This is a genomic window from Methylocella sp., from assembly GCF_044226135.1.
In the GTDB taxonomy this organism is placed as follows: Bacteria; Pseudomonadota; Alphaproteobacteria; order Rhizobiales; family Beijerinckiaceae; genus Methylocapsa.
Genome location: NZ_JBGAHM010000009.1, coordinates 48,348 through 68,331, shown reverse-complemented (window position 1 = coordinate 68,331; position 19,984 = coordinate 48,348). Strand labels below are relative to the sequence as shown.

23 protein-coding genes are annotated in these 19,984 nt (G+C 70.6%); 12 read left to right on the top strand and 11 right to left on the bottom strand.

Features of this window, described 5'->3' with window-relative positions; genetic code table 11:
• The first annotated feature begins 151 nt into the window (after positions 1-151).
• Entirely contained in the window at positions 152-1,555 is a 1,404-nt protein-coding gene (locus tag ACILRB_RS06445) for a cytochrome P450 (protein ID WP_395665478.1), read from the top strand.
• A gap of 18 nt (positions 1,556-1,573) precedes the next feature.
• Here the strand turns inward: ACILRB_RS06445 and thpR are convergent, their stop codons facing one another.
• Complete coding sequence (thpR, locus tag ACILRB_RS06440) at positions 1,574-2,107, bottom strand: RNA 2',3'-cyclic phosphodiesterase (RefSeq protein WP_395665477.1); 534 nt, start codon at positions 2,105-2,107, stop codon at positions 1,574-1,576.
• A gap of 133 nt (positions 2,108-2,240) precedes the next feature.
• Positions 2,241-3,044 carry an arylesterase gene (locus ACILRB_RS06435; RefSeq protein ID WP_395665476.1) on the bottom strand — a complete coding sequence of 268 codons (804 nt, stop codon included), beginning with the start codon at positions 3,042-3,044 and terminating at the stop codon, positions 2,241-2,243.
• Between the two features lie 11 nt (positions 3,045-3,055).
• Here ACILRB_RS06435 and ACILRB_RS06430 point away from each other — a divergent pair, with 11 nt between their 5' ends.
• On the top strand, positions 3,056-3,754 hold the full coding sequence (locus ACILRB_RS06430; RefSeq protein WP_395665475.1) for an ABC transporter ATP-binding protein: 699 nt from the start codon (positions 3,056-3,058) through the stop codon (positions 3,752-3,754).
• 40 nt (positions 3,755-3,794) lie between these two features.
• Here ACILRB_RS06430 and ACILRB_RS06425 read toward each other — a convergent pair whose 3' ends face one another.
• Together ACILRB_RS06425 and gloB are read right to left on the bottom strand one after the other, a co-directional pair.
• Positions 3,795-4,277 (bottom strand): cupin domain-containing protein, encoded by a 483-nt coding sequence (locus ACILRB_RS06425; RefSeq protein ID WP_395665474.1) that lies wholly within the window; start codon positions 4,275-4,277, stop codon positions 3,795-3,797.
• Positions 4,274-5,044: a hydroxyacylglutathione hydrolase gene (gene gloB / locus ACILRB_RS06420; RefSeq protein WP_395665473.1), complete on the bottom strand. Its 771-nt coding sequence runs from the start codon at positions 5,042-5,044 to the stop codon at positions 4,274-4,276. The genes ACILRB_RS06425 and gloB overlap by 4 nt, the downstream gene beginning before the upstream one ends.
• A 222-nt stretch (positions 5,045-5,266) precedes the next feature.
• On the opposite strand from gloB, the gene ACILRB_RS06415 reads away from it, so the two are divergent.
• Positions 5,267-6,073, top strand: coding sequence for a class I SAM-dependent methyltransferase (locus ACILRB_RS06415; protein ID WP_395665472.1), 807 nt, complete (start codon positions 5,267-5,269; stop codon positions 6,071-6,073).
• On the opposite strand, the gene ACILRB_RS06410 is transcribed toward ACILRB_RS06415, so the two are convergent.
• Positions 6,039-6,734: an alpha/beta hydrolase gene (locus ACILRB_RS06410; RefSeq protein ID WP_395665471.1), complete on the bottom strand. Its 696-nt coding sequence runs from the start codon at positions 6,732-6,734 to the stop codon at positions 6,039-6,041. The two genes, ACILRB_RS06415 and ACILRB_RS06410, sit on opposite strands and share 35 nt — an antisense overlap.
• 260 nt (positions 6,735-6,994) lie before the next feature.
• Between ACILRB_RS06410 and ACILRB_RS06405 the strand changes: the two genes are divergently transcribed.
• A complete protein-coding gene (locus ACILRB_RS06405; RefSeq protein WP_395665470.1) occupies positions 6,995-7,210 on the top strand; it encodes a hypothetical protein in 216 nt (71 codons plus the stop codon).
• On the opposite strand, the gene msrB is transcribed toward ACILRB_RS06405, so the two are convergent.
• The gene (gene msrB, locus ACILRB_RS06400; RefSeq protein ID WP_395665469.1) at positions 7,207-7,611 is read right to left on the bottom strand and encodes a peptide-methionine (R)-S-oxide reductase MsrB; all 405 of its coding nucleotides are present in this window, start codon (positions 7,609-7,611) and stop codon (positions 7,207-7,209) included. The genes ACILRB_RS06405 and msrB overlap by 4 nt on opposite strands.
• A gap of 206 nt (positions 7,612-7,817) precedes the next feature.
• Between msrB and ACILRB_RS06395 the strand changes: the two genes are divergently transcribed.
• Entirely contained in the window at positions 7,818-8,738 is a 921-nt protein-coding gene (locus ACILRB_RS06395) for a 50S ribosomal protein L11 methyltransferase (RefSeq protein ID WP_395665468.1), read from the top strand.
• Here the strand turns inward: ACILRB_RS06395 and ACILRB_RS06390 are convergent, their stop codons facing one another.
• Positions 8,739-10,181, bottom strand: coding sequence for a lipopolysaccharide biosynthesis protein (locus ACILRB_RS06390; protein WP_395665467.1), 1,443 nt, complete (start codon positions 10,179-10,181; stop codon positions 8,739-8,741).
• A 228-nt stretch (positions 10,182-10,409) separates the two neighbouring features.
• On the opposite strand from ACILRB_RS06390, the gene ACILRB_RS06385 reads away from it, so the two are divergent.
• The 4 genes from ACILRB_RS06385 to ACILRB_RS06370 all read left to right on the top strand — a co-directional run bounded on the left by ACILRB_RS06385 (position 10,410) and on the right by ACILRB_RS06370 (position 12,718).
• Positions 10,410-11,138, top strand: coding sequence for a cytochrome c biogenesis CcdA family protein (locus ACILRB_RS06385; protein ID WP_395665466.1), 729 nt, complete (start codon positions 10,410-10,412; stop codon positions 11,136-11,138).
• A gap of 284 nt (positions 11,139-11,422) precedes the next feature.
• A complete protein-coding gene (locus ACILRB_RS06380) occupies positions 11,423-11,881 on the top strand; it encodes a Rieske (2Fe-2S) protein (protein WP_395665465.1) in 459 nt (152 codons plus the stop codon).
• 76 nt (positions 11,882-11,957) lie between these two features.
• Complete coding sequence (glpE, locus tag ACILRB_RS06375; protein WP_395665464.1) at positions 11,958-12,269, top strand: thiosulfate sulfurtransferase GlpE; 312 nt, start codon at positions 11,958-11,960, stop codon at positions 12,267-12,269.
• Positions 12,269-12,718, top strand: a complete 450-nt coding sequence (locus tag ACILRB_RS06370; RefSeq protein ID WP_395665463.1) for an ankyrin repeat domain-containing protein — start codon at positions 12,269-12,271, stop codon at positions 12,716-12,718. Before glpE ends, ACILRB_RS06370 begins: the two co-directional genes overlap by 1 nt.
• A 24-nt stretch (positions 12,719-12,742) precedes the next feature.
• On the opposite strand, the gene ACILRB_RS06365 is transcribed toward ACILRB_RS06370, so the two are convergent.
• From ACILRB_RS06365 to ACILRB_RS06350, 4 genes are read right to left on the bottom strand one after another with little or no spacing between them, the layout of a single operon-like run.
• Entirely contained in the window at positions 12,743-13,552 is an 810-nt protein-coding gene (locus tag ACILRB_RS06365) for a formylmethanofuran dehydrogenase subunit C (RefSeq protein WP_395665462.1), read from the bottom strand.
• Entirely contained in the window at positions 13,549-14,457 is a 909-nt protein-coding gene (fhcD, locus tag ACILRB_RS06360) for a formylmethanofuran--tetrahydromethanopterin N-formyltransferase (RefSeq protein WP_395665461.1), read from the bottom strand. Before fhcD ends, ACILRB_RS06365 begins: the two co-directional genes overlap by 4 nt.
• Positions 14,445-16,073, bottom strand: coding sequence for a formylmethanofuran dehydrogenase subunit A (locus ACILRB_RS06355; RefSeq protein ID WP_395665460.1), 1,629 nt, complete (start codon positions 16,071-16,073; stop codon positions 14,445-14,447). Before ACILRB_RS06355 ends, fhcD begins: the two co-directional genes overlap by 13 nt.
• A complete protein-coding gene (locus ACILRB_RS06350; RefSeq protein ID WP_395665459.1) occupies positions 16,073-17,179 on the bottom strand; it encodes a tungsten formylmethanofuran dehydrogenase in 1,107 nt (368 codons plus the stop codon). Before ACILRB_RS06350 ends, ACILRB_RS06355 begins: the two co-directional genes overlap by 1 nt.
• 404 nt (positions 17,180-17,583) lie before the next feature.
• Between ACILRB_RS06350 and ACILRB_RS06345 the strand changes: the two genes are divergently transcribed.
• From ACILRB_RS06345 to ACILRB_RS06335, 3 genes are all read left to right on the top strand, one after another.
• Entirely contained in the window at positions 17,584-17,766 is a 183-nt protein-coding gene (locus ACILRB_RS06345; protein WP_395665458.1) for a hypothetical protein, read from the top strand.
• A gap of 153 nt (positions 17,767-17,919) precedes the next feature.
• Positions 17,920-19,311, top strand: a complete 1,392-nt coding sequence (gene pabB / locus ACILRB_RS06340) for an aminodeoxychorismate synthase component I (protein ID WP_395665457.1) — start codon at positions 17,920-17,922, stop codon at positions 19,309-19,311.
• Positions 19,308-19,889, top strand: a complete 582-nt coding sequence (locus ACILRB_RS06335) for an anthranilate synthase component II (protein WP_395665456.1) — start codon at positions 19,308-19,310, stop codon at positions 19,887-19,889. The genes pabB and ACILRB_RS06335 overlap by 4 nt, the downstream gene beginning before the upstream one ends.
• The last annotated feature ends 95 nt before the right edge of the window (positions 19,890-19,984 follow it).

The window sequence follows — 19,984 nt, the reverse complement described above, 5'->3', positions numbered from 1 at the left end:
CGGGCGCCTGCTTTTTCCCGCCGCCGCGGCTGCGCGCCGTGGCGCTGTCGCATTCCGCCCGGTTTTGCGCGCGCCCCGGTTTCGAGCGCGTCCTGTCGGTTGCGCGTCCGGCCCCGCTTGCCTTGCCTCGCGCCGCGCATAGACTTTCCCCATGGAGTTTTCGCGCGCCGCTTCCGACCCCGCCCGCGCCGCCTTTGTGCGGCCGCCCGCGCCGCCGCCGCAGGAGCGGCCGCTGTCGGCCTTCGCCACCTTGCGGCTTCTGCGCCGGAATCCGATCGAGACCTGGACGCGGGCGCATTTCGAGCAGCCGATTCTCATCGGCCGGACGATTCTGGGGCCGATCGCCGTCGTCAGCGATCCCGCCGCCATCCGCCGCGTGCTGGTCGACAACGCCGCCAATTATCGCAAGGACGCGCTGCAGAAGCGTCTTCTGGGCGAGAGCCTGTGCGACGGGCTGCTCGAGGTCGAGGGCGAGGCCTGGCGCGCGCAGCGCCGCGCGCTTGCGCCGCTGTTCACGCCCCGCGCCGTCGCCGCCTTCGCGGGCGTGATGGCGGAGGCGGCGGCCGCGCTCGTCGCGCGCTGGCGTCGCCTCCCGGAGGGGCGGCGCTTCGACGTCCAGCCCGAGATCGCCGGCGCGACGCTCGACATTCTGGGCCGCACCCTGTTTTCGGACGGGCTCGGGCGCGACGCCTCGGCCTTCACCCGGCCGCTGACCGATTTTTTCCGCAGCGTCGGGACGTTCGACCCGTTCGACCTGCTCGACCTGCCGGACTGGGCGCCGCGCCTTGGCCGGCGCCGATCGGGAAAGGCGCTCGTCTTTTTCGAGGAGGCGGTCGACGCGCTGATCGCGCGGCGCAGGCGTCTCGTCGCGAGAAATCCGGCCGGGGCGCCGCGCGATCTCCTTGGCCTTCTGCTGCTGGCGCGCGACCCCGAAACGGGGCAGGGGCTGACGCCGGCCGAGGTCAGGGCGAATATCGCGACCTTCATCGGCGCGGGCCATGAGACGACGGCGAACGCCGTGATCTGGTCGCTTTACCTGCTTTCGCTTGCGCCCGACTGGCGCCGGCGTCTCGCCGCCGAGGCCGACGCGGCCTTGTCAGGGCCGGCCGACTCCTGCGCCGCGCGCCTCGTCGAGACCCGCGCCGTGATCGAGGAGGCGATGCGGCTCTATCCGCCGGTCGCCAGCATGAGCCGGGAGGCGGTCGAGTTCGACACGCTCGCCGGGCGGCGCGTGCGCCGGGGAACGCTGGTCGTCGTCTCGCAATGGGTGCTGCACCGGCACAGGCTGTTGTGGGACGAGCCTGACCTGTTCGACCCGCGCCGCTTTCTGCCGGGGGCGCGGGAAAAGATCGACCGCTTCGCCTATCTGCCGCTCGGCGCCGGGCCGCGCGTCTGCGTCGGCGGCGCCTTCGCGCTGCAGGAGGCGGCGATTCTTCTGGCCCATATCGTGCGCGACTTCGCGCTCGAAACGCCGCGCGGCCATGCGCCAAAGCCGGTGCAGCGCGTGACGCTGCGGCCCGACGGCGGCCTGCCGATGATCCTGCGCCGGCGCTGAGGCCGCGCCGCGCCCGGCTCAGCCGAGCGGATAGGCGGCCTCGACCACATAGGGGCCGCCGCCGACCGAATCGCGCGACGAGAACAGCACGAAGCGGCTCGCCTCGAAGCGCTTCGAGAAAACGAACGCGCGCGACGACAGATAGTCCGCGACCGCCATGGCCGAGGCGGCGCGCAGCCGCGCCAGGGTCACATGCGGCACGAATTTGCGCGGCTCGGGCGCGATGCCGATCCGCCGCAGCAGGCGCTCCTGCTGCGCCTGCAGCTCGACGAGCGGCGCGGCCGGCTTCGCCCTGGCGACGATGGCGCGCGGCTTGTCGCCGCCAAAGAAGCCCAGGGTTTCGAGCGACACCTCGAACGGCTTGCGCCGGATCTGCGACAGCGTCTGGTGCACGTCATGGGCGGCGGCGGCGTCGATGTCGCCGATGAAGCGCAGGGTGATGTGGTAATTCTCGACGTCGATCCAGCGCGCTCCATGGATGCCGCCGCGCATCATGGACAGATCGGTCGCGATCTCCTGCGGGATCTCGAGGCCGGTGAAGAGGCGAGGCATGGTTCCTCCCAGGTCGGTGGAGAAAGAAGCCGATTCGCATGACAAGGCTGAACGCGGCCTTCCTAGCATTTTTGCGGCGCCGCGGAAATGCCGCCGCCGCGCAAAGGCCTTGCGCCGCGCCGCCGGCCAACGTTCAACCTTTTGTATCAAGGGCGCCTTTGGCCGCGTCGCCGGCGCCTGGCGCGGCCGAGTTTTCTGGGGATGACGCGGCGCGGGCCTTCGCCGCCAGCGCCTTCGCCTGCGGCAGGATCGCCGCGACGATCGCCTCGACGCCGGCGGCGTTGGGATGCAGCCCGTCCGGCAGCAGGAGCGCGGGCCGGCCGAACGCCGCGTCGAGAAAGAACGGATAGAGCGCGGCGTCGAACTCGCGCGCGAGATCAGGATAGATCGCGTCGAATTCGGCCCGATAGGCCGCGTCGAGATTGCCGCTCGCGCGCATGCCGGCGATGAGCACGGGAACGCCGCGCGCGCGCAGCTTTTCAAGGATGCCGCGCAGCGCGGCCCGGGCGATCTTCGGGTCGACGCCGCGCAGCATGTCGTTCGCGCCAAGCTCGACGATCGCGGCGTCGACGCCGTCGCCCATCGCCCAGTCGAGCCGGGCGAGCCCGCCTGAGGTCGTGTCGCCCGAAACGCCGGCGTTGACGACGCGGGCCGCGACGCCGTCCGCGCGCAGCCGGCGCTCCAGCGCCGCCGGAAAGGCCGCCGCCGCCGGCAGCCCATAGCCGGCCGTCAGGCTGTCGCCGAGCGCCAGAATGACGATGTCGCCCTGCGCCGGCTTCGCCGCGGTCTCTTTGGCGCAAAGACGCGGCGACGCCGCGCCGCACAGCGCCGCCGCCGCGCCGGCGAGAAGCGCGCCTTTGAGAAAGCGCCGCCGCCCGCCATATAAGTCCTCGTCCGCCCGTCGCGCGCCGGGCCGTTTCGTCAGGAGCCGCCGCATGAGCCCTCGCAATGGGTGAGCCCGCCGTCGTTTTTGAAAACGTGCATCTGAGCCTTGGCCGCGGCGCCGCCCGCGTTCACATTCTGAAAGGGGTTTCGCTCGCCATCGCGCAGGGCGAGAGCGTCGGGCTCGTCGGCCCGTCGGGCTCCGGCAAATCGACTTTTCTCATGGCGCTCGCCGGTCTTGAGCGGATCGAATCGGGCGCGATCTCGGTCAGCGGAACGCGCGTCGACGCGCTTGGCGAGGACGCGCTGGCGCGGTTTCGCGGCGCGCATGTCGGCGTCGTGTTCCAGTCGTTTCATCTCATCCCGACCATGACGGCGCTCGAGAACGTCGCGCTGCCGCTTGAGCTTGCGGGCGATCCGCGCGCCTTCGGCAAGGCGGCCGAAGAACTCGCCGGCGTCGGGCTCAAAGATAGGTTCGCGCATTATCCGGCGCAATTGTCGGGCGGCGAGCAGCAGCGCGTCGCGCTGGCGCGGGCGCTCGCGCCGCGCCCCTCGCTGCTCGTCGCCGACGAGCCGACCGGCAATCTCGACGCCGAGACCGGGGCCGCCGCGGCCGACCTCATCTTTGCGCTGCAGCGCGAGCGCGGCGCGACGCTGGCGCTCGTGACGCATGACCCAAAACTCGCCGCCCGCTGCGGGCGCGTGGCGCGCTTCGCCTCGGGCCGGATCGTCGAAGAGACGCGCGGGCGCGAGCCGGCGCTTTAGGGACGGAGGTTCGGCCCGCGGCGGCGCCTTCGCCGCCGTTTCAGCCGCCCGCCGGCGGTTCGGGCTCGCGCCAGCCCGGCGGACGCCAGCCGGGCGGGGCGAGCTCGAAGCGCGAAAATTCAAATCCGGGCGCGACCTGGCAGCCGACGAGGCTCCAGCCGCCGGGCTGCGCGAGGCTTTCGGCGCTCTGCCATCCATGCGCCGGGACGACGAGCTGCGGCCGCTCGCCGGCGAAAAGATCCGCGCCGAGCCGATGGCGCTCCGGCGGCGCCTCCGGCCCGGCAAGCCCGAGCTCGACCGGCGCGCCGGCGTAAAAATGCCAGGCCTCGGCCGCGTCGACCCTGTGCCAGCGGGAACGCTCGCCGGCGCGCAGCAGGAAATAGATCAGCGTCGAGGCCGCGCGCCCTTCGGCCGTCAGCGCCGCGTCGCGAAAGGTTTCGCGGTAGAGCCCGCCTTCGGGGTGCGGCGCGAGGCCGAGAAGCGTCGCGACCTCTTCGGCGCTGCGGCCCGAAAGCCCGTTCAAAACCGGTTCTTCCGCTCGCGCAGCATGGCGAAGATCGCCTCGGGCTCGGCGCCGGCCATGCCGAGCGCGGCCTGAAAGTCAGGCTCCTCGACGCGCAGGAAGGGGTTGGTCGCAAGCTCGATGGCGATGGTCGTCGGCAGGGTGAAGGCGTCTTTTTCGCGCAGCGCGGCGACGGCCGCGGCGCGCTCCTTCAAAAGCGCGTTGCCGGGATCGACCGAGAGCGCGAATCGGGCGTTGGCGAGCGTGTATTCATGGCCGCAATAGATCTGCGTCTCGTCGGGCAGGGCGGCGAGCTTCTTCAGCGAATGATAGAGCACCCGCGGCGCCTCCTCGAAGGCGCGGCCGCAGCCGAGCGCGAACAGCGTGTCGCCGACGAAGGCGACGTCCTCGGATTCGAGCCAGTAGGCGACATGGCCGCTGGTGTGGCCCGGAACCTCGATGGTCAGGGCCTCGATCGAGCCGATGATGACGGGATCGCCTTCGGCCACGGCGAGGTCGAGCGCGCCGATCTTGTCGGCCTCCCTGCGCGGGCCGACGACGCGGACCTGCGGAAAGGCGGCTTTGAGCCCCGGGACGCCCTGCACGTGGTCGGCGTGGTGATGCGTCAGCAGCACGTCGGTCAGAATCCATTCGCGCGCCTTCAGCGCGGCGAGGATCGGCGCGGCGTCGGGCGCGTCGATCGCCGCCGTCGCCCGCGTCTCGGGGTCGTGCACGAGAACGCCGAAATTGTCCTTGAGGCAGAGAAACTGATGGATGTGCAGGGCCATGGGCGCGGCTCCGTGAGGGCGGCGCGATATTGCCACGCGCCGCGAGCCCGTCAAATGCCGCCGCGAGCCCGTCAAATGCCGCCGCGAGCCCGTCAAATGTCGCCGCGGGCCGGCTGACGTCGTCGTGAGCGGCGGCGGGCCGTGAGCCGGGGCGGCCGCAGTTTCCTTTTGCCCGCGTTGCGCCTAAAACTCTGGGCGAAGCCTCAAAGCCGCCAGCGCGCCATGCCCTTCGACGTCTCCGCCCTTCGCCGCTTCTACGCCTCCCCGCAGGGCGAGCTGGCGCGCCGGCAGATCGCCCAGATCGTGCGGCGGCGGTTCTCGAACTGCGTCGGCCTTTCCGTCCTGGGGCTCGGCTATGCGACGCCCTATCTCGACATGTTCCGCGACGAGGCGGTGCGCGCGATCGCCCTGATGCCGGCGCGCCAGGGCGTCATGCGCTGGCCGACCGAGGGCCTCAACGCCAGCGGCCTCGTGGAGCCGACGGCGCTGCCGCTGCCCGATTCCTCGATCGACCGCGCGATCCTGATCCATGGGCTCGAGACCGACGAACGCCAGCGCGACCTGCTCGCCGAGGCGTGGCGCGTGCTCACGCCGAACGGGCGGCTTCTCATCGTCGCGCCGAGCCGCTCGGGCTTCTGGGCGCGGGCGGAGCGCACCCCCTTCGGCCATGGCCAGCCCTTTTCGCGCGGGCAGCTGCGCGAACTGATGCGCGAAACCCTGTTCGAGCCCGCCCACTGGGACGAGGCGCTGCATACGCCGCCGTTCCGCTCGCGCGCGCTGCTGCGCCTTTGCGCCGGCTTCGAGAAGATCGCCGCGCTGTTCGGCCTGCCCGGCGCCGGCGTGGTCGTCGTCGAGGCGACGAAGCAGCTTTACCGGCCGGTGCCCGCGGGGCAGCGCGCGCAGGAGAGCGCGCCGCAGTTCGTCCCCGCCGCGGAGGCCGTCGGCGTCGCGCCGGTCGCGCGGGCCGGCAAGGCCGCCGCGTTCACGGCCGCGCTCAAAGCCGCGCGCGCAGCTTCGGATCGATCCTGATCTTCAGGCTGTTCGCCAGAAACAGCCCGCCATGGCGCAGCCCCGCGCCGTCGATGCCATGGCCGAGCCCGACCGAAAAATGCCACTGGCAGGGCACGCCCGCGGCGGCGAGCGCCTCGCCGGACAGGAACAGCGCCTCGGGCGAGATCACCTCGTCCTCGCTGCCATGGACGAGCAGCACGGCCGGCGGCTTGCCGGTCTTTTCGGCGGCGAGCGCCTCAAGGCGCTCCGGCCCGACGAGCTCGCCCGAATAGCCGAGCACGGCGGCGGGCGCGCGCTTGCGGCGCAGGCCGACATGCAGCGCCATCATCGTGCCCTGGCTGAAGCCGACGAGGGCCAGCCGCGAATCGTCGAGGCCGTGACGTTCGAGCTCGGCGTCAAGGAAGGCGTCGAGCGTGGGGCCGGCCTTGTTGACGCCGGTCCAGCGCTCGGCCGGATCGCGCATGGTCAGGCCGAACCACTGCCGTCCGCCCGGCGACTGCACGCAGGGCTCCGGCGCATGCGGCGAGACGAAGGCCGCGTCGGGCATGAAGGCCTGCCATTGCTGGCCGAGCGCGATCAGGTCGTTGCCGTCGGCGCCATAGCCGTGCAGGAAGACGACGAGCTGCTTCGCCGTCCTGGATTTCGCCGCAAGTCGCGGGCCGTCGATCATCGCCGCCATGTTCTAGCTGTCCGTCAAACTGGCGCCCGCGCGAGCTTCAGCCCTGGCGCGCGGCGCGGCCGGGAAGGGTCGCTCCGGCAATAGAGGATTTCGCACGAAAGCGGAACCGCTTCGACGCCGCGCGCGCGGCCGCCCGCCCGGCCGGCCATTGTGGCGCGCGGCGCGACGCGTTAGGATTTGTGGCGGCCCTGCGGCCGGCCGAGGCGGAGGGCCCGCCGGCGCCGCGGCCAAGGCTCGCCGGAAACGCGCCGGAGGTCCTGATGTATATCATCGCCCGCAACATCACCGGCCCGCGCCTGCGCTGCGAGGCCCTGATGGTCGACAAGAAGACCTTCACGCCCTGGCCGCCGACCAATGAGGACGGCTGGCGGCGCGCCTACAAGTTCCGCGACAAGCTGATGGCCGAGGTCGTGCGCCTCGAGGCCGACCCGCTCGGGGCCGAGCTCAAGGTGATCGAGGCGGTTTATATCCCTTAAGCTCCGGGCGTAAAATTCATCGCCACGCCGTTGATGCAGTAGCGCAGGCCCGTCGGCGGCGGGCCGTCCGGGAAGACATGGCCGAGATGTGAGCCGCAGCGGCTGCAATGCACCTCCGTGCGGCGCATGCCGAAGCTCGAATCCTGCGACTCTTCGATCGCGCCCGGGACCGGATCGTTGAAGCTCGGCCAGCCGGTGCCGCTCTCGAACTTGCGCTGCGAGGCGAACAGCTCCTGGCCGCAGCCGGCGCAGGAGAACACGCCGGCGCGCTTCTCGTGGTTCAGCGCGCAGCTTCCCGCCGGCTCCGTGCCGTGGCGGCGCATGACCACATATTGCTCGGGCGTGAGGATTTTCCGCCATTCCTCGTCGCTGTGCGTGACGGGATAGGTCTTTGCGTCCATGACGTCAGCCTTTCTTGAAGCGCGCTTCGGCCGCGAGCGGCTTTTCCGCGGGGCGCGAGCCTGTATTATATGGCGCTTCGGGGCCGCGACGGGAGATCGGGCGATGAGCAAATGCAAATGGTGCGGCGGCGGCAAATGCCAGAAGATCTGCAAGAAGAAGGGCAAGAAATAGCCTTGGCCATCCCCTGTCCGCGCGGGCGCCTGTGATGCTCGAAGGCCTGCCGCCCAACAACGCCGCCCATGTGATGCGGCTGTCCTGCGACGAGGCCACGGCGCGCCTCGTCTCCGATGTCGTCGTCGAGACCTTCGATCCCGCCGACGCCGCCGTCGCCGCCTTCGAGGAAAAGCCCTCGACCAAGGACTGGAGCGGCGGCCCCTGGCTGGTCGAGGCCTATTTCGGGTCGGCGCCCGACGAGGACGCGCTGCGCGCCCTCGTCGCCGCGACGGCCGGCGAGGCGGCCGCCCGGGCGCTGACCTTCGGCCGCGTCGAGGCGCGCGACTGGGTGGCGTCGAGCCTCGAAGGGCTGAAGCCGGTGCGCGCCGGCCGCTTCGTGGTGCATGGCGCGCATAGCCGCGACGAGATCCGCGACCATGAGATCGCGATCGAGGTCGAGGCGGCGCTCGCCTTCGGCACCGGCCATCACGGCACGACGCGCGGCTGCCTGCTGCTGCTCGACAAGGTGGCCCGCCGGCGCAGGCCGCGCGCCATTCTCGACGTCGGCACGGGGACGGGCGTGCTCGCCATCGCCGCCGCCAAGCTGTTCCGGCGGCGGGTCGAATGCTGCGACATCGATCCCGTGTCGGTCGCGACCGCGGCCGAGAACGCGCGTCTCAACGGGGTTTCGGGCCTCGTCGAGCCGGTCGAGGCCTCGGGCCTCTCCCATCCCGTGCTGCGCCGGGGCGCGCCCTATGAGCTCGTCTTCGCCAATATTCTGGCGAAGCCCCTGCGCGCGCTCGCGCCGCAGATCGCGGCGGCGAGCGAATTCGGGGCCGACGTCATTCTCTCGGGCCTTCTGGCGCGCGACGCGCCGGGGGTTCTCGCCGCCTATCGCGCGCAGGGCGTCGTGCTGCAGCAGCGCGTCGACATCGAGGGCTGGGCGAGCCTGCTCATGCAGAAGCGGGCGTGATCAGGGCGCGGCCTTGCGGCGGCGCGCCGTCGCCTTGCGATATTGGTCGAGCGCCAGCGTCCGCATGCCGGCGATGTCGGCGCCCATGACGATCGCGGCGTAGATCGCCGCGCCCGCGCACGCCTGCAGCAGGAGCGTGGCGAGGCCCGGGTCGTGCTCGCGCCAGGGGGCGAGCGCGGCGATCATCGCCGCATTGCCGAGAATGATCGCGCCGACGTCGCGCAGCCTGGGCCAGCACGGGCGCGCGGCCCCCGCGAAGATCAGCAGCGTGACGAGCGAGGCGGCGAGCGCGCCGGTCTGGGCGACGGCGAGCCCCGCCGCGCCGGAGCTGCGCGGCAGGGCGAAGATCAGGAGCGGATCGACCAGGCAGGCGACGAGAGCCGCGACGATGATCGGCAGGGTCTTCTTCTCGATCTGGAAGATCGGCCCGACGGCGTATTGGATCAGCGCCATGCAGAACAGCCCGGCCATCATCAGGGTGAGCAGGTCGCCGAACGGCCCGCGAAACTCCGACGGCACGATCAGCAGCTGAACCGAGGGAAGAATGAGCCAGAGCCCGGTGCAGGCCGGCAGCACCATCGAGAGCACGATGGTCATGTTGCGCCCGACCTGCCGGCGCGCCGGCGCCGAGCCGCGCAGCTCATGCGTCGCGACGGCGATTTGGAACAGCACGACGTCGAGCGCCGAGCCGATCGCCTGCACCGCCTTGGCGCCGAAGTCATAGGCGAGCGAGAACTGGCCGGCCTCCGAAAATCCGTAGACGGCGGCGACGATGGCGCGGTTGGCGAGCGGAATCGAGAGATAGAGCAGATTGGCCGCGACGATCGGCAGGCTGTAGGCCATGAGGCGGCGCGCCTGTTCGGCGCTCGCGAGCCGCGGGTCGGAGAGCGGATCCTGCAGCGCGGCGCGCGCCGTCACGACCGAGCCCGCAAGGCTGACAATGCCGCCGATCAGCGTCATTTTCGCCGATCCGAAATAGAAGGCGCCTCCGCCCATCAGCGCGAAGGTGAGGATGTTGCGCACGATCAGCAGGCGCGCGAACAGCCGGTCCTGGAACCGCGCCCTGACCAGCGCCGTGTAATAATCGTAAAGCCCGTTGGCGACGGCGACGCCCAGCGCCAGCATGATGAGGCCGTTTGACAGCGTGAAGCGCGCGCCCGACAGAAGCAGCAGCGCCGCCCCGGCGGTGATGCCCATGGCGAGCGCCGCGAAGCCGAAATCGAGCGTCGCCCGCAGCGCCGGGTCGGCGCTGCGCACGCGCTCCGAATAAAAGCGCGTCGCCCCGAGCCGGACCCAGTCGAAGAAGGCGGTCTGCACGGCGATCGCCGTGGCGTGCGCCAGCGCGAAGCGGCCATATTCCTCAGGCCCGAGGAAGCGCGCGACGATGAGGCCGACGGCGAAATTGAAGACGATGTTCAGAAAGAAGGCGAGGAAGACCGTCATTCTGGCGTCGCCCCCGCTCCTTCGCCTGCTCGTCCGCCGTCTGCGACCGCCCGCGCGCCGCCTGACCGCTTGCGTCATTTTTCATTTTCGCGGGCGCGAGGCAAGGGCGCGAGGCAAGCGCGCGCGGGGCTGGAGCGGGGGCTCAAGGTCACGCCGGTTTGACGGGCCGGCGGCCTGCGGGCGCGCGTCGCGCTGGCGGGCGCGGGCCCGCGAGTCTAAAAGCGCGTCATGCATGACGTCTCGCTTTCCGCCGCGATTCTCGCCGGGCTCCTGTCCTTCCTGAGCCCCTGCGTCCTGCCGCTCGTGCCGCCTTATCTCACCTATCTCGCCGGCACGACCATCGAGGAGGTGGCGACCCAGCGCGAGGCGAAGGCGCGGCGCGACATCCTGACCGCGGCGGCGCTGTTCATCGCCGGATTCTCGACGGTGTTCGTCGCCCTTGGCGCGACGGCCTCGGTGATCGGCCAGCTCCTGCGCGAGCACCTGCATGCCCTCTCCGTCATTGCGGGCGCGGTCATCATCCTGATGGGGCTGCATTTTCTCGGCGTGTTCCGCTTCGCGACGCTGTATCGCGAGGCGCGCGTGCATGTTCAGAAGCCGGTCGGGCCGTGGGGCTCCTATGTCATGGGGCTCGCCTTCGCCTTCGGCTGGACGCCCTGCATCGGGCCGATTCTCGCCGCCATTCTGGCGGTCGCGGCCTCCGAGCAGACCGCCTGGCGGGGCGCGGCGCTGCTCGCGCTCTATTCGCTCGGGCTCGGCGCGCCGTTCTTTCTGGCGGCGCTCGCGATCGAGCCTTTCGTCCACGCCATCAAGCGCTTCCGGCGTCATTTCGGCCTGTTCGAGAAGGTCGTCGGCGGGCTTCTCGTCGCGACCGGAGTGGCCTTTCTGACCGGGGCGGTCCAGGACGCCTCCTTCTGGCTGATCCAGACGTTTCCGGGCCTCGCCAGCATCGGCTGAACGGCGCGGCCAAGGGCGCCTTTTCGGCGACGCGCTCCCGATGTCGGGATTGCGACACAGTCTGGACCTGTTCCAGACCCGAGACGCGCCGGGGCGGCGAGGCGCCCGACGCGCCGCCCCGGGCGCTCAAGGCGGGGAAACGCGCTGGAGGGCGCGGGCCGACGTTCCGGCACGCTTCATGCACCTTTGTTCTGACGCGAGCGGGTCCGGCGCGAAGCCGGCGACCCGGGGCGCCGCGGCCTTCCGGGGCCGCGCCGAAGCTTGGGAGATCAGGGCGGATGGGTGTGGCGGCAGAAGATATCGACGTCTTCGCGATCGCGGACGAGGAAGCCTTCGAGCCCGGCGCGGCGGCGGCTTTCGAATTCATGCACATCGACGAGAAGGGCGAGGAGAAGCCCGTCTCGATCATCATCATGCGCACCATGGCTGACACTTACGTCGGCTACGTCAACGAATGTCCGCACAAGGGCGTTCGGCTCGACGGCGGCAACGGGCGCCTGCTGAGCCTCGACCGGCGCAATCTCGAATGCGGCCAGCATGGCGCGCTGTTCGACGTCGAGACCGGCGTCTGCGTCGACGGCGCCTGCGTCAACAAGAGCCTCGAACCGGTCGCCGTCGCGGTGATCGACCATGAGGTCTGCCTCGTCGGCGTCAAGCTCGTCGAGGACGACGGCAAGCGCGACCCCTTCGCGCCGGGCGGCGACGACGACGACGGCCCCGTCACCCTGATCATGCCGGACTGATCTTTTCGCGGACGCCCGGCGCGGCGCAAGCACGCTCCTTCGCGCGCCGGGCTCCGACAGGGAGCGCAAGCAAAATATGGAGCGCAAGAGCTACAGGCGCGTCGACGTCGACGGCGCGAGGGCGGTCATGGCGCAGGAGGGCGCGCTCGTCTTCGACGTGCGCGATCCCGGCAGCTACGGCCGCGGCCATATCGAGGGCGCGCGCCATCTGACCATGGACGGGCTCGGCGAAGTGATCCAAAAGGCGCCCAAGGCCGCGCCGGTCGTGATCTGCTGCTATCATGGCAACGCCAGCCAGGAATATGCGCGCATCCTGACCGATTTCGGCTTTCAGGAGGTCTACAGCCTCGACGGCGGCTATGAGGCCTGGGCGCGGAAGGCCGGCTGATGGGGTTCGACCTTGACTTCTGGCTCGGCGCGAAGGGTTTTGCGGGCGCGCTGGCGCGCGATCCGCGCGGCCTGACGCCGCTGATGCGCGCCTGCCTCGAAGGCGAGCCCGAGGCCGCGCGCGCGCTGATCGCCGCCGGCGCCGAGCTCGAGGCGCGCAACGGCGATGGCAACACGGCGGTCTGGCTGTCCTGCGTCGAGGACCGCGGCGAGATGATCGACCTTCTGGCTGAAGCCGGGGCGGCAATCGACAGCCGCAACGACGGCGGGGTGACGGCGCTCATGTACGCCGCCTCGGCCGGCAGGGCGAAGGCGACGGCGCGGCTTCTCGCCGCCGGCGCCGATCCGAAGCTTGAGACGCAGGACGGCTTTTCCGCGCTTGACATGGCGGCGAGCCTCGACTGCCTCAATCTGCTGCGCGCCCGCGCCAGGTCGATGGCGCGGGGCTGAGCGCTTATAAGGCGCCGGCGGCCTTCAGGCCGCCGGAAACAGAATTTCGCCCTTGCCGAGCGCCGCCGTGTCGCCGCCGAAACGGGCGCAGCGCTCGCGCAGCAGCGTCGCCGCGCCGGCGCTGTAGTCGTTCAGGAAACGGGCGAACAGGCCCATGAACGAAAGGCGATGCGCGCCGCAGTCGACGAAGGTCGGCCCGAGCGCGGGCGCGGTTCCAAGCACCAGAGTGCCGCGCCGCATCAGATAGCCGGGCAGGGCGCCGGCGCCCCTGACCGCGATCAGCGTGCCGGCGATGAAGCGGCTGCCGGCGTAGTCGCCGGCCGCGCCTTCGACGACGATCGTCCCGCGCCGCATCCGGTCGCCGGCGCGCGCGCCGGCCGAGCCGCGCACCACGACGAGCCCGCCGCTCATGCCCTCCATCTCGCCGTCGAGCGGCGCGCCGAGGAAATCGCCGGCGTCGCCCGCAATCTCCATGATCCCTCCCGAAAGGGCGGAGGCGGCGAAGGGGCCGGCCGAGCCGCGAATCGTCAGCCGGCCCGCGGACATGCCGCGCCCGGCCGACTGGCCGCAGTCGCCTTCGAGCAGGAGTTCGCCCGAGGCGAGCGCCGCGCCGACATGGTCGAAGCGCGCCGAGCCGCCCTCGATGCGCACCGCCTCGCCGTCGCCGTCGAGCTTCACGGAGAACATGTCGCCGACCGTGCGCTTTTCCCTGGTGGTCTGAAGCTCGATCGCGGCGATCTCGGCCTCGCTCTTGCCGGCGAGGAGATGGGGGACGAGCGGCGAGAGGTCGAGCCGCTGGTCCGGCTCCGCCTTGAGGGTGAGACGCACGGTCACGGCAGGTGGTCCTTGAGATGGAAATGGAACGGCCCGAGCTTGCCGCCGTAATTGCCGGCGCCGACGCGCAGGGCGCCGTCTTTGGGCCCAAGCGCCACGATGGCTCCGAGGCCGGCGCGCGTGGCGTCGGAGACGGCCTTTTCGTCGAGTCCGTCGATGACGATTTCGAGCACGCAGCCGATGTCGTCCTCGAGCGCGGTTTTGGTCACGCCGCGCAGCGTCGGACAATAGGCGTCATTGGTCGAGGCCGGCACGCCGGCGTATTTCGAGCCGACCTTCGAGCCCGAGCGCACGACGCCGCCGGGGAAAGGCATGATCGCGCCGGGAATCTTCTTCATGGCCTCGAGCGCGTGTTCGCAGGCGTTCATGGTCGACTCGAAAGTCGCGCCCATGACCAGAAGATTGCCGCCGCCGACGGCCTTCTTGGTGAGGCCGGTGGTTCCTTCGCAGAGGAATTCGCCGTCCATCACCGGCACGCGCCAGAAATGGCGGTTGAGGAATTTCTTCGAGATCTGCCAGCCGTCTCCGAAATAGCGCAGCTGGTCGCCGATCGGAATGCGGTCCGGCGCGTCGAAATCGGCGAAGCAGGCCGACCCCGGCGAGGTCAACACGCATTGGCCGGCGCGGGTCACGAGCTGCGAGCCGAGCATGTCGGTCGACATGGAGAACAGCAGCACGCGCACGCCGGGGCGCCCGTCCGGCGTCTCGTCGGGCGACAGCTCATGGTCGACGCCGGCCTCGACGCCGCAGCCGATGACCGAGGTGGCGAAGCCGGTCATGGTGACCGCCGCCTGCATCGCCCATTTGGCGTTGGGCGCCGTCAGCACGATCGCCGTGCCGCGCATCGGGAAGGCTTCCGCGAAGCTGTCGTCGATGCGGACGCCGTTGGCGGTTATCGCGCGCATGCGACCTCCTCAAAGGGGTTTTCGCGCGGCAGGATATGCTCGGGAACCGCGAACATGTTGTAGGAAATCCCGTAGTGGCGCTCGTAATAGTCTTCGAGCCGGCGGTTGATGGCGCGGTCGAAGCCGGGCATGACCTTCAGCGCCTTGCCCCAGCGATAATGGCTGATCTCGCCGTCGCGCACGACGAGGTCGCCGTCCTTGAACACGAGATGCGCGCGGCGGAACATTTTCGCGAAATCGTCGCCCGGCGTGTAGACCGCGACGTCGGCGACCGCGCCCGGCGCGAGCTGGCCGCGGTCCTTGAAGCCGAACAGCCGGGCCGGCGCGGCGCGCGTCATGGTCGCGACGTCATGGATCGAATATTCGCGGTCGATCGAGGGCAGGGTGGTCAGCGAAAGCATGTCCTGCGGCACGCGCGCGAGAACCTCGGCGCGCTTCTGGCGGCTCATCAGCAGCGCCAGAATGTCCGGGTAGGAGGTGAAGGGCGCGCCGTTCGGGTGGTCGGTGGTGAAGAAGATGCGATAGGGATCTTCGACCAGCAGGAACAGTTCGAGGCCGATCGCCCATTGCAGCGCGTTGACGAAATCGCCCTCCCTGTAGAGATAGGGGACGATGCCGCCGCCGTTGGCGTCGCCGTCGTAGATCACCGACTTCTTCGGCTTCGCGCCGCCCGTCGCGCTGAACTGGCGCAGCACGTCGGACGAGATCGTCACCGTCTGGCCGAACATCACCTGGCCGACGTCGATCGTGACGTTGCTGTGGCTGTTGACCGAGGCCGCGACCTGCGCCGCCGCCGACGAGAAGCCGTGCGAGCCCTCCGAGCCGTAGCCGTAGAACTGCATGTGGGCGAGATGCAGCGGCATGCCGCGCGCCGCCTCGATGGTGGCGAGCGCCGTCTCGACATTGCCGGGCACGCCGAGATTGTTCATGTGCAGATGCAGCGGATGCGGCACCTTGAGGTCGGTGAGCGCCTGCTGCAACCCCTCGACGATGCGCCGCGAGGTCACGCCATAGAAAGGCACCACGTCGTCGAGGCCGAAGGTGCGCGCGTTGTATTTGAACGCCTCGGCGCCGCCGGCGTTGATGCATTTGAGGCCGAGGCTGTTGGTCGCGGCGAGCGTCGCCGCCACATAGTCGGCGACCGCCGCCGGGCTCTCATTGTCGCGCAGCAGAGACAACAAGAAGTCGTCGTTGCCGAGAATGGTCAGCGTGGCCTTGTCGATGATCGGGATGTCTGACAGTTCAAGGTGCGCCTGCAGCGCCTGGTGCGGCGCGACGGCGGGCTCGACCACCGTGGTGAAGCCCATGCCGGCGTAGATCACGCCGGTTTCATAGGTCGACCATTTGGCCGTGCCGAGCGGCAGCTGCGGCGCCATGCGGGCGCGGTGCAGCTCGGGCAGCAGCAGGCGGGCGGTGTTCACATTGCCGCCGGCGATGTGCGAATGGATGTCGATCGCGCCGGCCATGACGATCTTGCCGGAGAGGTCGAAGGTCCGATCCGGCGCCTTGCCCTGCGGCGGCGCGACGATGCGGCCGTCCTCGATCCAGACCTCGCCGACCTCGTCGCGCCCGTTGAGCGGATCGACGACCCGGCCGCCTTTCAGAAGAGTGAGCATCAGGCGTCTCCCGTCCCTTTGGCGCCTTGCGGCAGCTTTGCGGCGATGGCCCGCAGGACCGCCGCGGCCGTGGGCGCCGCGCTCGGCGCTGAGGCCGTGCGCGCGACGATCGCCGCGGCCTCCCTGGCGAAATCGGCGCAGTCATGGTCGACGCCGGGGCGCCCGACGCGGATTTCGACGGCGGGCGTGGATTTGAACGGCGTCTCCTGCGCCGTCAGCGCGACGAGCGGCGCGGCCCCGGCCCAGTCCGGCGCGCTCGCGCTGTAGGACGAGATCCACAGCGCGGCGTCGGCCTCGCCGGCGTCGATCAGGCGGGCCGCCTGATATTTCCAGGCGTCATGCTCGGGATAGCCGCGCCCGAAGCCGGTGCGCGGCGGAAAGCCGGTGCTCCAGCCCGACGTCTGGGTGACGCCGGCGGCGTTGTCGCTCGTCCCGAGCGGCAGGCTCGTGAAGCGGGTCGTCTTGTTGAGGTCGAGGAGAAGCCCGAGGGCCATTTCGACGGCGAGCGCGTCGAGCAGGCGCGGGCCCCAGACGAACACGCCGAACCGGGCCGCGTTGAGAATCGCCGCCGCCGCGTCAAACGCCGCGACGGTCGCGGCGGGCGCGGCGACCGGCCTGCCGGCGACGCGCGCGCGCAGCAGCGCGAGCGCGCTCTTGACGTCGAGGCCCTCGAGCGTAAGCAGCTCCGCGCCGTCGATCTTCGCGCCCTTCGGCGGGGCGATCCAGACGATCTTGCGGCGCGCCTTCTCAAGGTCGAAATAGGGGACGGCGCCGGGCTCGAGGCGCTCCATGACCTGCGGCCAGATCTCGGCGAGGTCGTCGCCCACGAACACCAGCACGTCGGCCTGGAGCCGCGCGACGGAGGGCGTGGTCATCATGGCGCCGGCCTGCCGGAACACGGCGAGGTCGGGGAAGATCTCGGCCGAGCGCATGTGGTCATAGGCGCCGCGCAGGCGCTCGGCGAGCAGAATGGCGGCGCTCGCGCCGGCGACGTCGGCGCCGAGCCCGCCGATCAGCGGGAAACGCGCGGCGGACAGGATTTCTGCGGCGCGCGCCGTCGCCGCGTCGAGCGAGGCGGGCTTGCCGTCGATCAGGGCCTCGACCATGGACCGTTCCTCCTCATCGCTCTCCCGCCTTGTCTTTGGTCGCGCGGCCGCCCGAATCGCGCGGTCCGCCGCCTGTCGCGTCGCGCCCGCCGGGCCGCATGCCGCCGGCCGGAGCGTCGCGATCGAAACCATGCGGCTGGACGGACGTCGGCGGGAGGACTTGAGGCGGGACGACGGGCGTCTATGAGCCGGCCGGGCGGTCGGCCCCTTTCCAGAAGCGCGCGGATGCTACGTTAGTCGTAAAACAGGCGCAAGACGCCGATGCCGCGTTTTTCACCCGGCGGGCGGGACGCTTTCCAGACAGAGGCGTTGACGCCCCGGCCGGCGCGCGGCATAGGACGCGGCGCGTGGCGGCCTTGCCGCCCGACAAGGACAATCGCCGTTCAGGCGCCGGGGAGAGACCCATGCCGCATCATCATCACGCCGAAGCCCTGCATGCCGAAGCCCTGCATGCCGACGCCGCGGCGCGGGCCGCGGCGCTTTACGCCTACAAGGGCCGGCCGAAGCCGATCGACGCGCCAAAGCCCGCGCCCAAGCCCGAGGACGCGCCGAAGGACGGCAAGCCCGAGGCGCCGAAAAAGGGCTGACCGCTCCGCGCGCCCCGCCGCGCGCGCGCCCTTGGCGCGACGGCCTTGCGCGCCGCCGCGCCGCGCGCGATGCTCCGACCGTCCGCCGGCTTTCCGGCCCGCCGGCGCCGCGTCGCAAAACCGTCGGGCGCAAGCCCCCGCACGCTGAAGCCCATGCTCGTCCAAGACGTCGCCGCCCGAGATCTCGTCGTTCAGGAGATCGATTTCGCCGATCCGGTCGAGATCGCCGCAGCGCTGCGCGGCCTCCCGATGCTGACCTTTCTCGACAGCGCCATGGCCGACGGCGCGCTCGGGCGCTACGGCTTCGTCGCCGCCGACCCGTTCGACCGGCTGACCGGGCGCTGGAGCGACCCGTCGTGGACTGCAAGGCTCAGGGCGGCGCTCGCCCGCTTCGCGCTGCCGCTCGAACCGGGCCTGCCGCCGTTCCAGGGCGGGGCGGCCGGGCTTTTCTCCTATGACCTCGGGCGCAGCCTCGAACGCCTGCCGGCGGCCGAATTCGACGAGCTCGAATTTCCCGACCTCTCGATCGGGCTCTATGACGTCGTCGTCGCCTTCGACATGATCCTGCGGCGCGCCTTCGTCGTTTCGACCGGCTTCCCCGAGACCGAGCCCGGGGCGCGGCGGGCGCGGGCGCGGAGCCGGGCGGACGAGATCCTCGACCGCATCTGCGGCTTCAGGGCGCCGCCGCCGGGCCTCGCCTCGCTGTCGGGCTTTGCGAGCAATTTCACGCGCGAGGGCTATGAGCGCGCGGTGGCCGAGGTGATCGAGCGCATCCTCGCCGGCGACATCTTCCAGGCCAATCTGTCGCAGCGCTTCGCGGCGCCGGTCCCTGACGGCTTCGACCCCTTCGGCTTTTACCGGCGCCTGCGCGCGGTCAATCCGGCGCCCTTCGCCGCCTTTCTGGAGCATGAGGGCTTCGCCATCGCCTCGGCCTCGCCCGAGCGCTTCCTGCGCGTCGACGGGAGCTTCGTCGAGACGCGGCCGATCAAGGGCACGCGGCCCCGCTTCACGCATGACGCGCTGCTCGACATGCTGCAGACCAAGGCGCTTTCCGAAAGCCGCAAGGACCGCGCCGAGAACGTCATGATCGTCGACCTGCTGCGCAACGACCTTTCGCGGGTCTGCGCGCCGGGTTCGGTCAAGGTTCCGCATCTGTGCGCGGTGGAGACCTACGCCAGCGTGCATCATCTCGTCTCGACCGTGACGGGGCGGCTCGCCGAAGGATTCACGCCGGTCGACCTGCTCGCCGCGGCCTTTCCCGGCGGCTCGATCACCGGCGCGCCGAAGCTGCGCGCCATGGAGATCATCGCCGAGCTCGAGCGCCACGCGCGCGGGCCCTATTGCGGCGCGCTCGGCTATCTCGGCTTCAACGGCCTCATGGACCTCAACATCGTCATCCGCACGGCGAGCTTCCGGCGCGGGCTGTGCGTGGTGCAGGCCGGCGGCGGCATCGTCACCGCGTCCGACCCGGCCTCCGAATATGTCGAGACGCTCGACAAGGCGCGGCGCATCTTCCAGGCCTTCGGGGCGCGGGAGTTCGCATGATCCTCGTCGTCGACAATTACGACTCTTTCGTCCACACGCTCGCGGGCTATCTGCGCGAACTCGGCGAGACGCCCGTCGTGGTGCGCAACGACGCGCCGCCGCCGGCCGAGCCCTTCGACGCCATCCTGGTCTCGCCCGGCCCCTGCACGCCGAACGAGGCCGGCATGTCGATCGACCTGATCAGGGAATGGTCGGGGCGCGTGCCGATCCTCGGCGTCTGCCTCGGCCATCAGGCCATCGGCCAGGCCTTCGGCGGGCTCGTGACACGGGCGCTGCGGCCGACGCACGGCGAGGCGAGCGCCATCCGCCACACGGGCTCCGACGTCCTCGCCGGCCTGCCGCAGCCGCTCAGCGTCGGTCGCTATCATTCGCTGATCGTCGAACTCGACGGCTATGAGACCGAACTTGAGGCCACCGCCTGGTCGCCCGAGGGCGAAATCATGGCGCTGCGCCACAAACGCCATCCGACCTTCGGCGTCCAGTTCCACCCGGAGTCGATCCTGACCGAGAGCGGCCATCGCCTCCTGCGCAATTTTCTGGGGTTTCGCGCCCCGGCCGCGGCCGGGGCGGCGGTCTGACACTTTTCGATGGACATTTCCCTGCGCTTCATGCGTTGAAAATAGAAAACGCCGGAAACATGGAACACGCCGGGGGCGCCGCCCGCGACGACGTC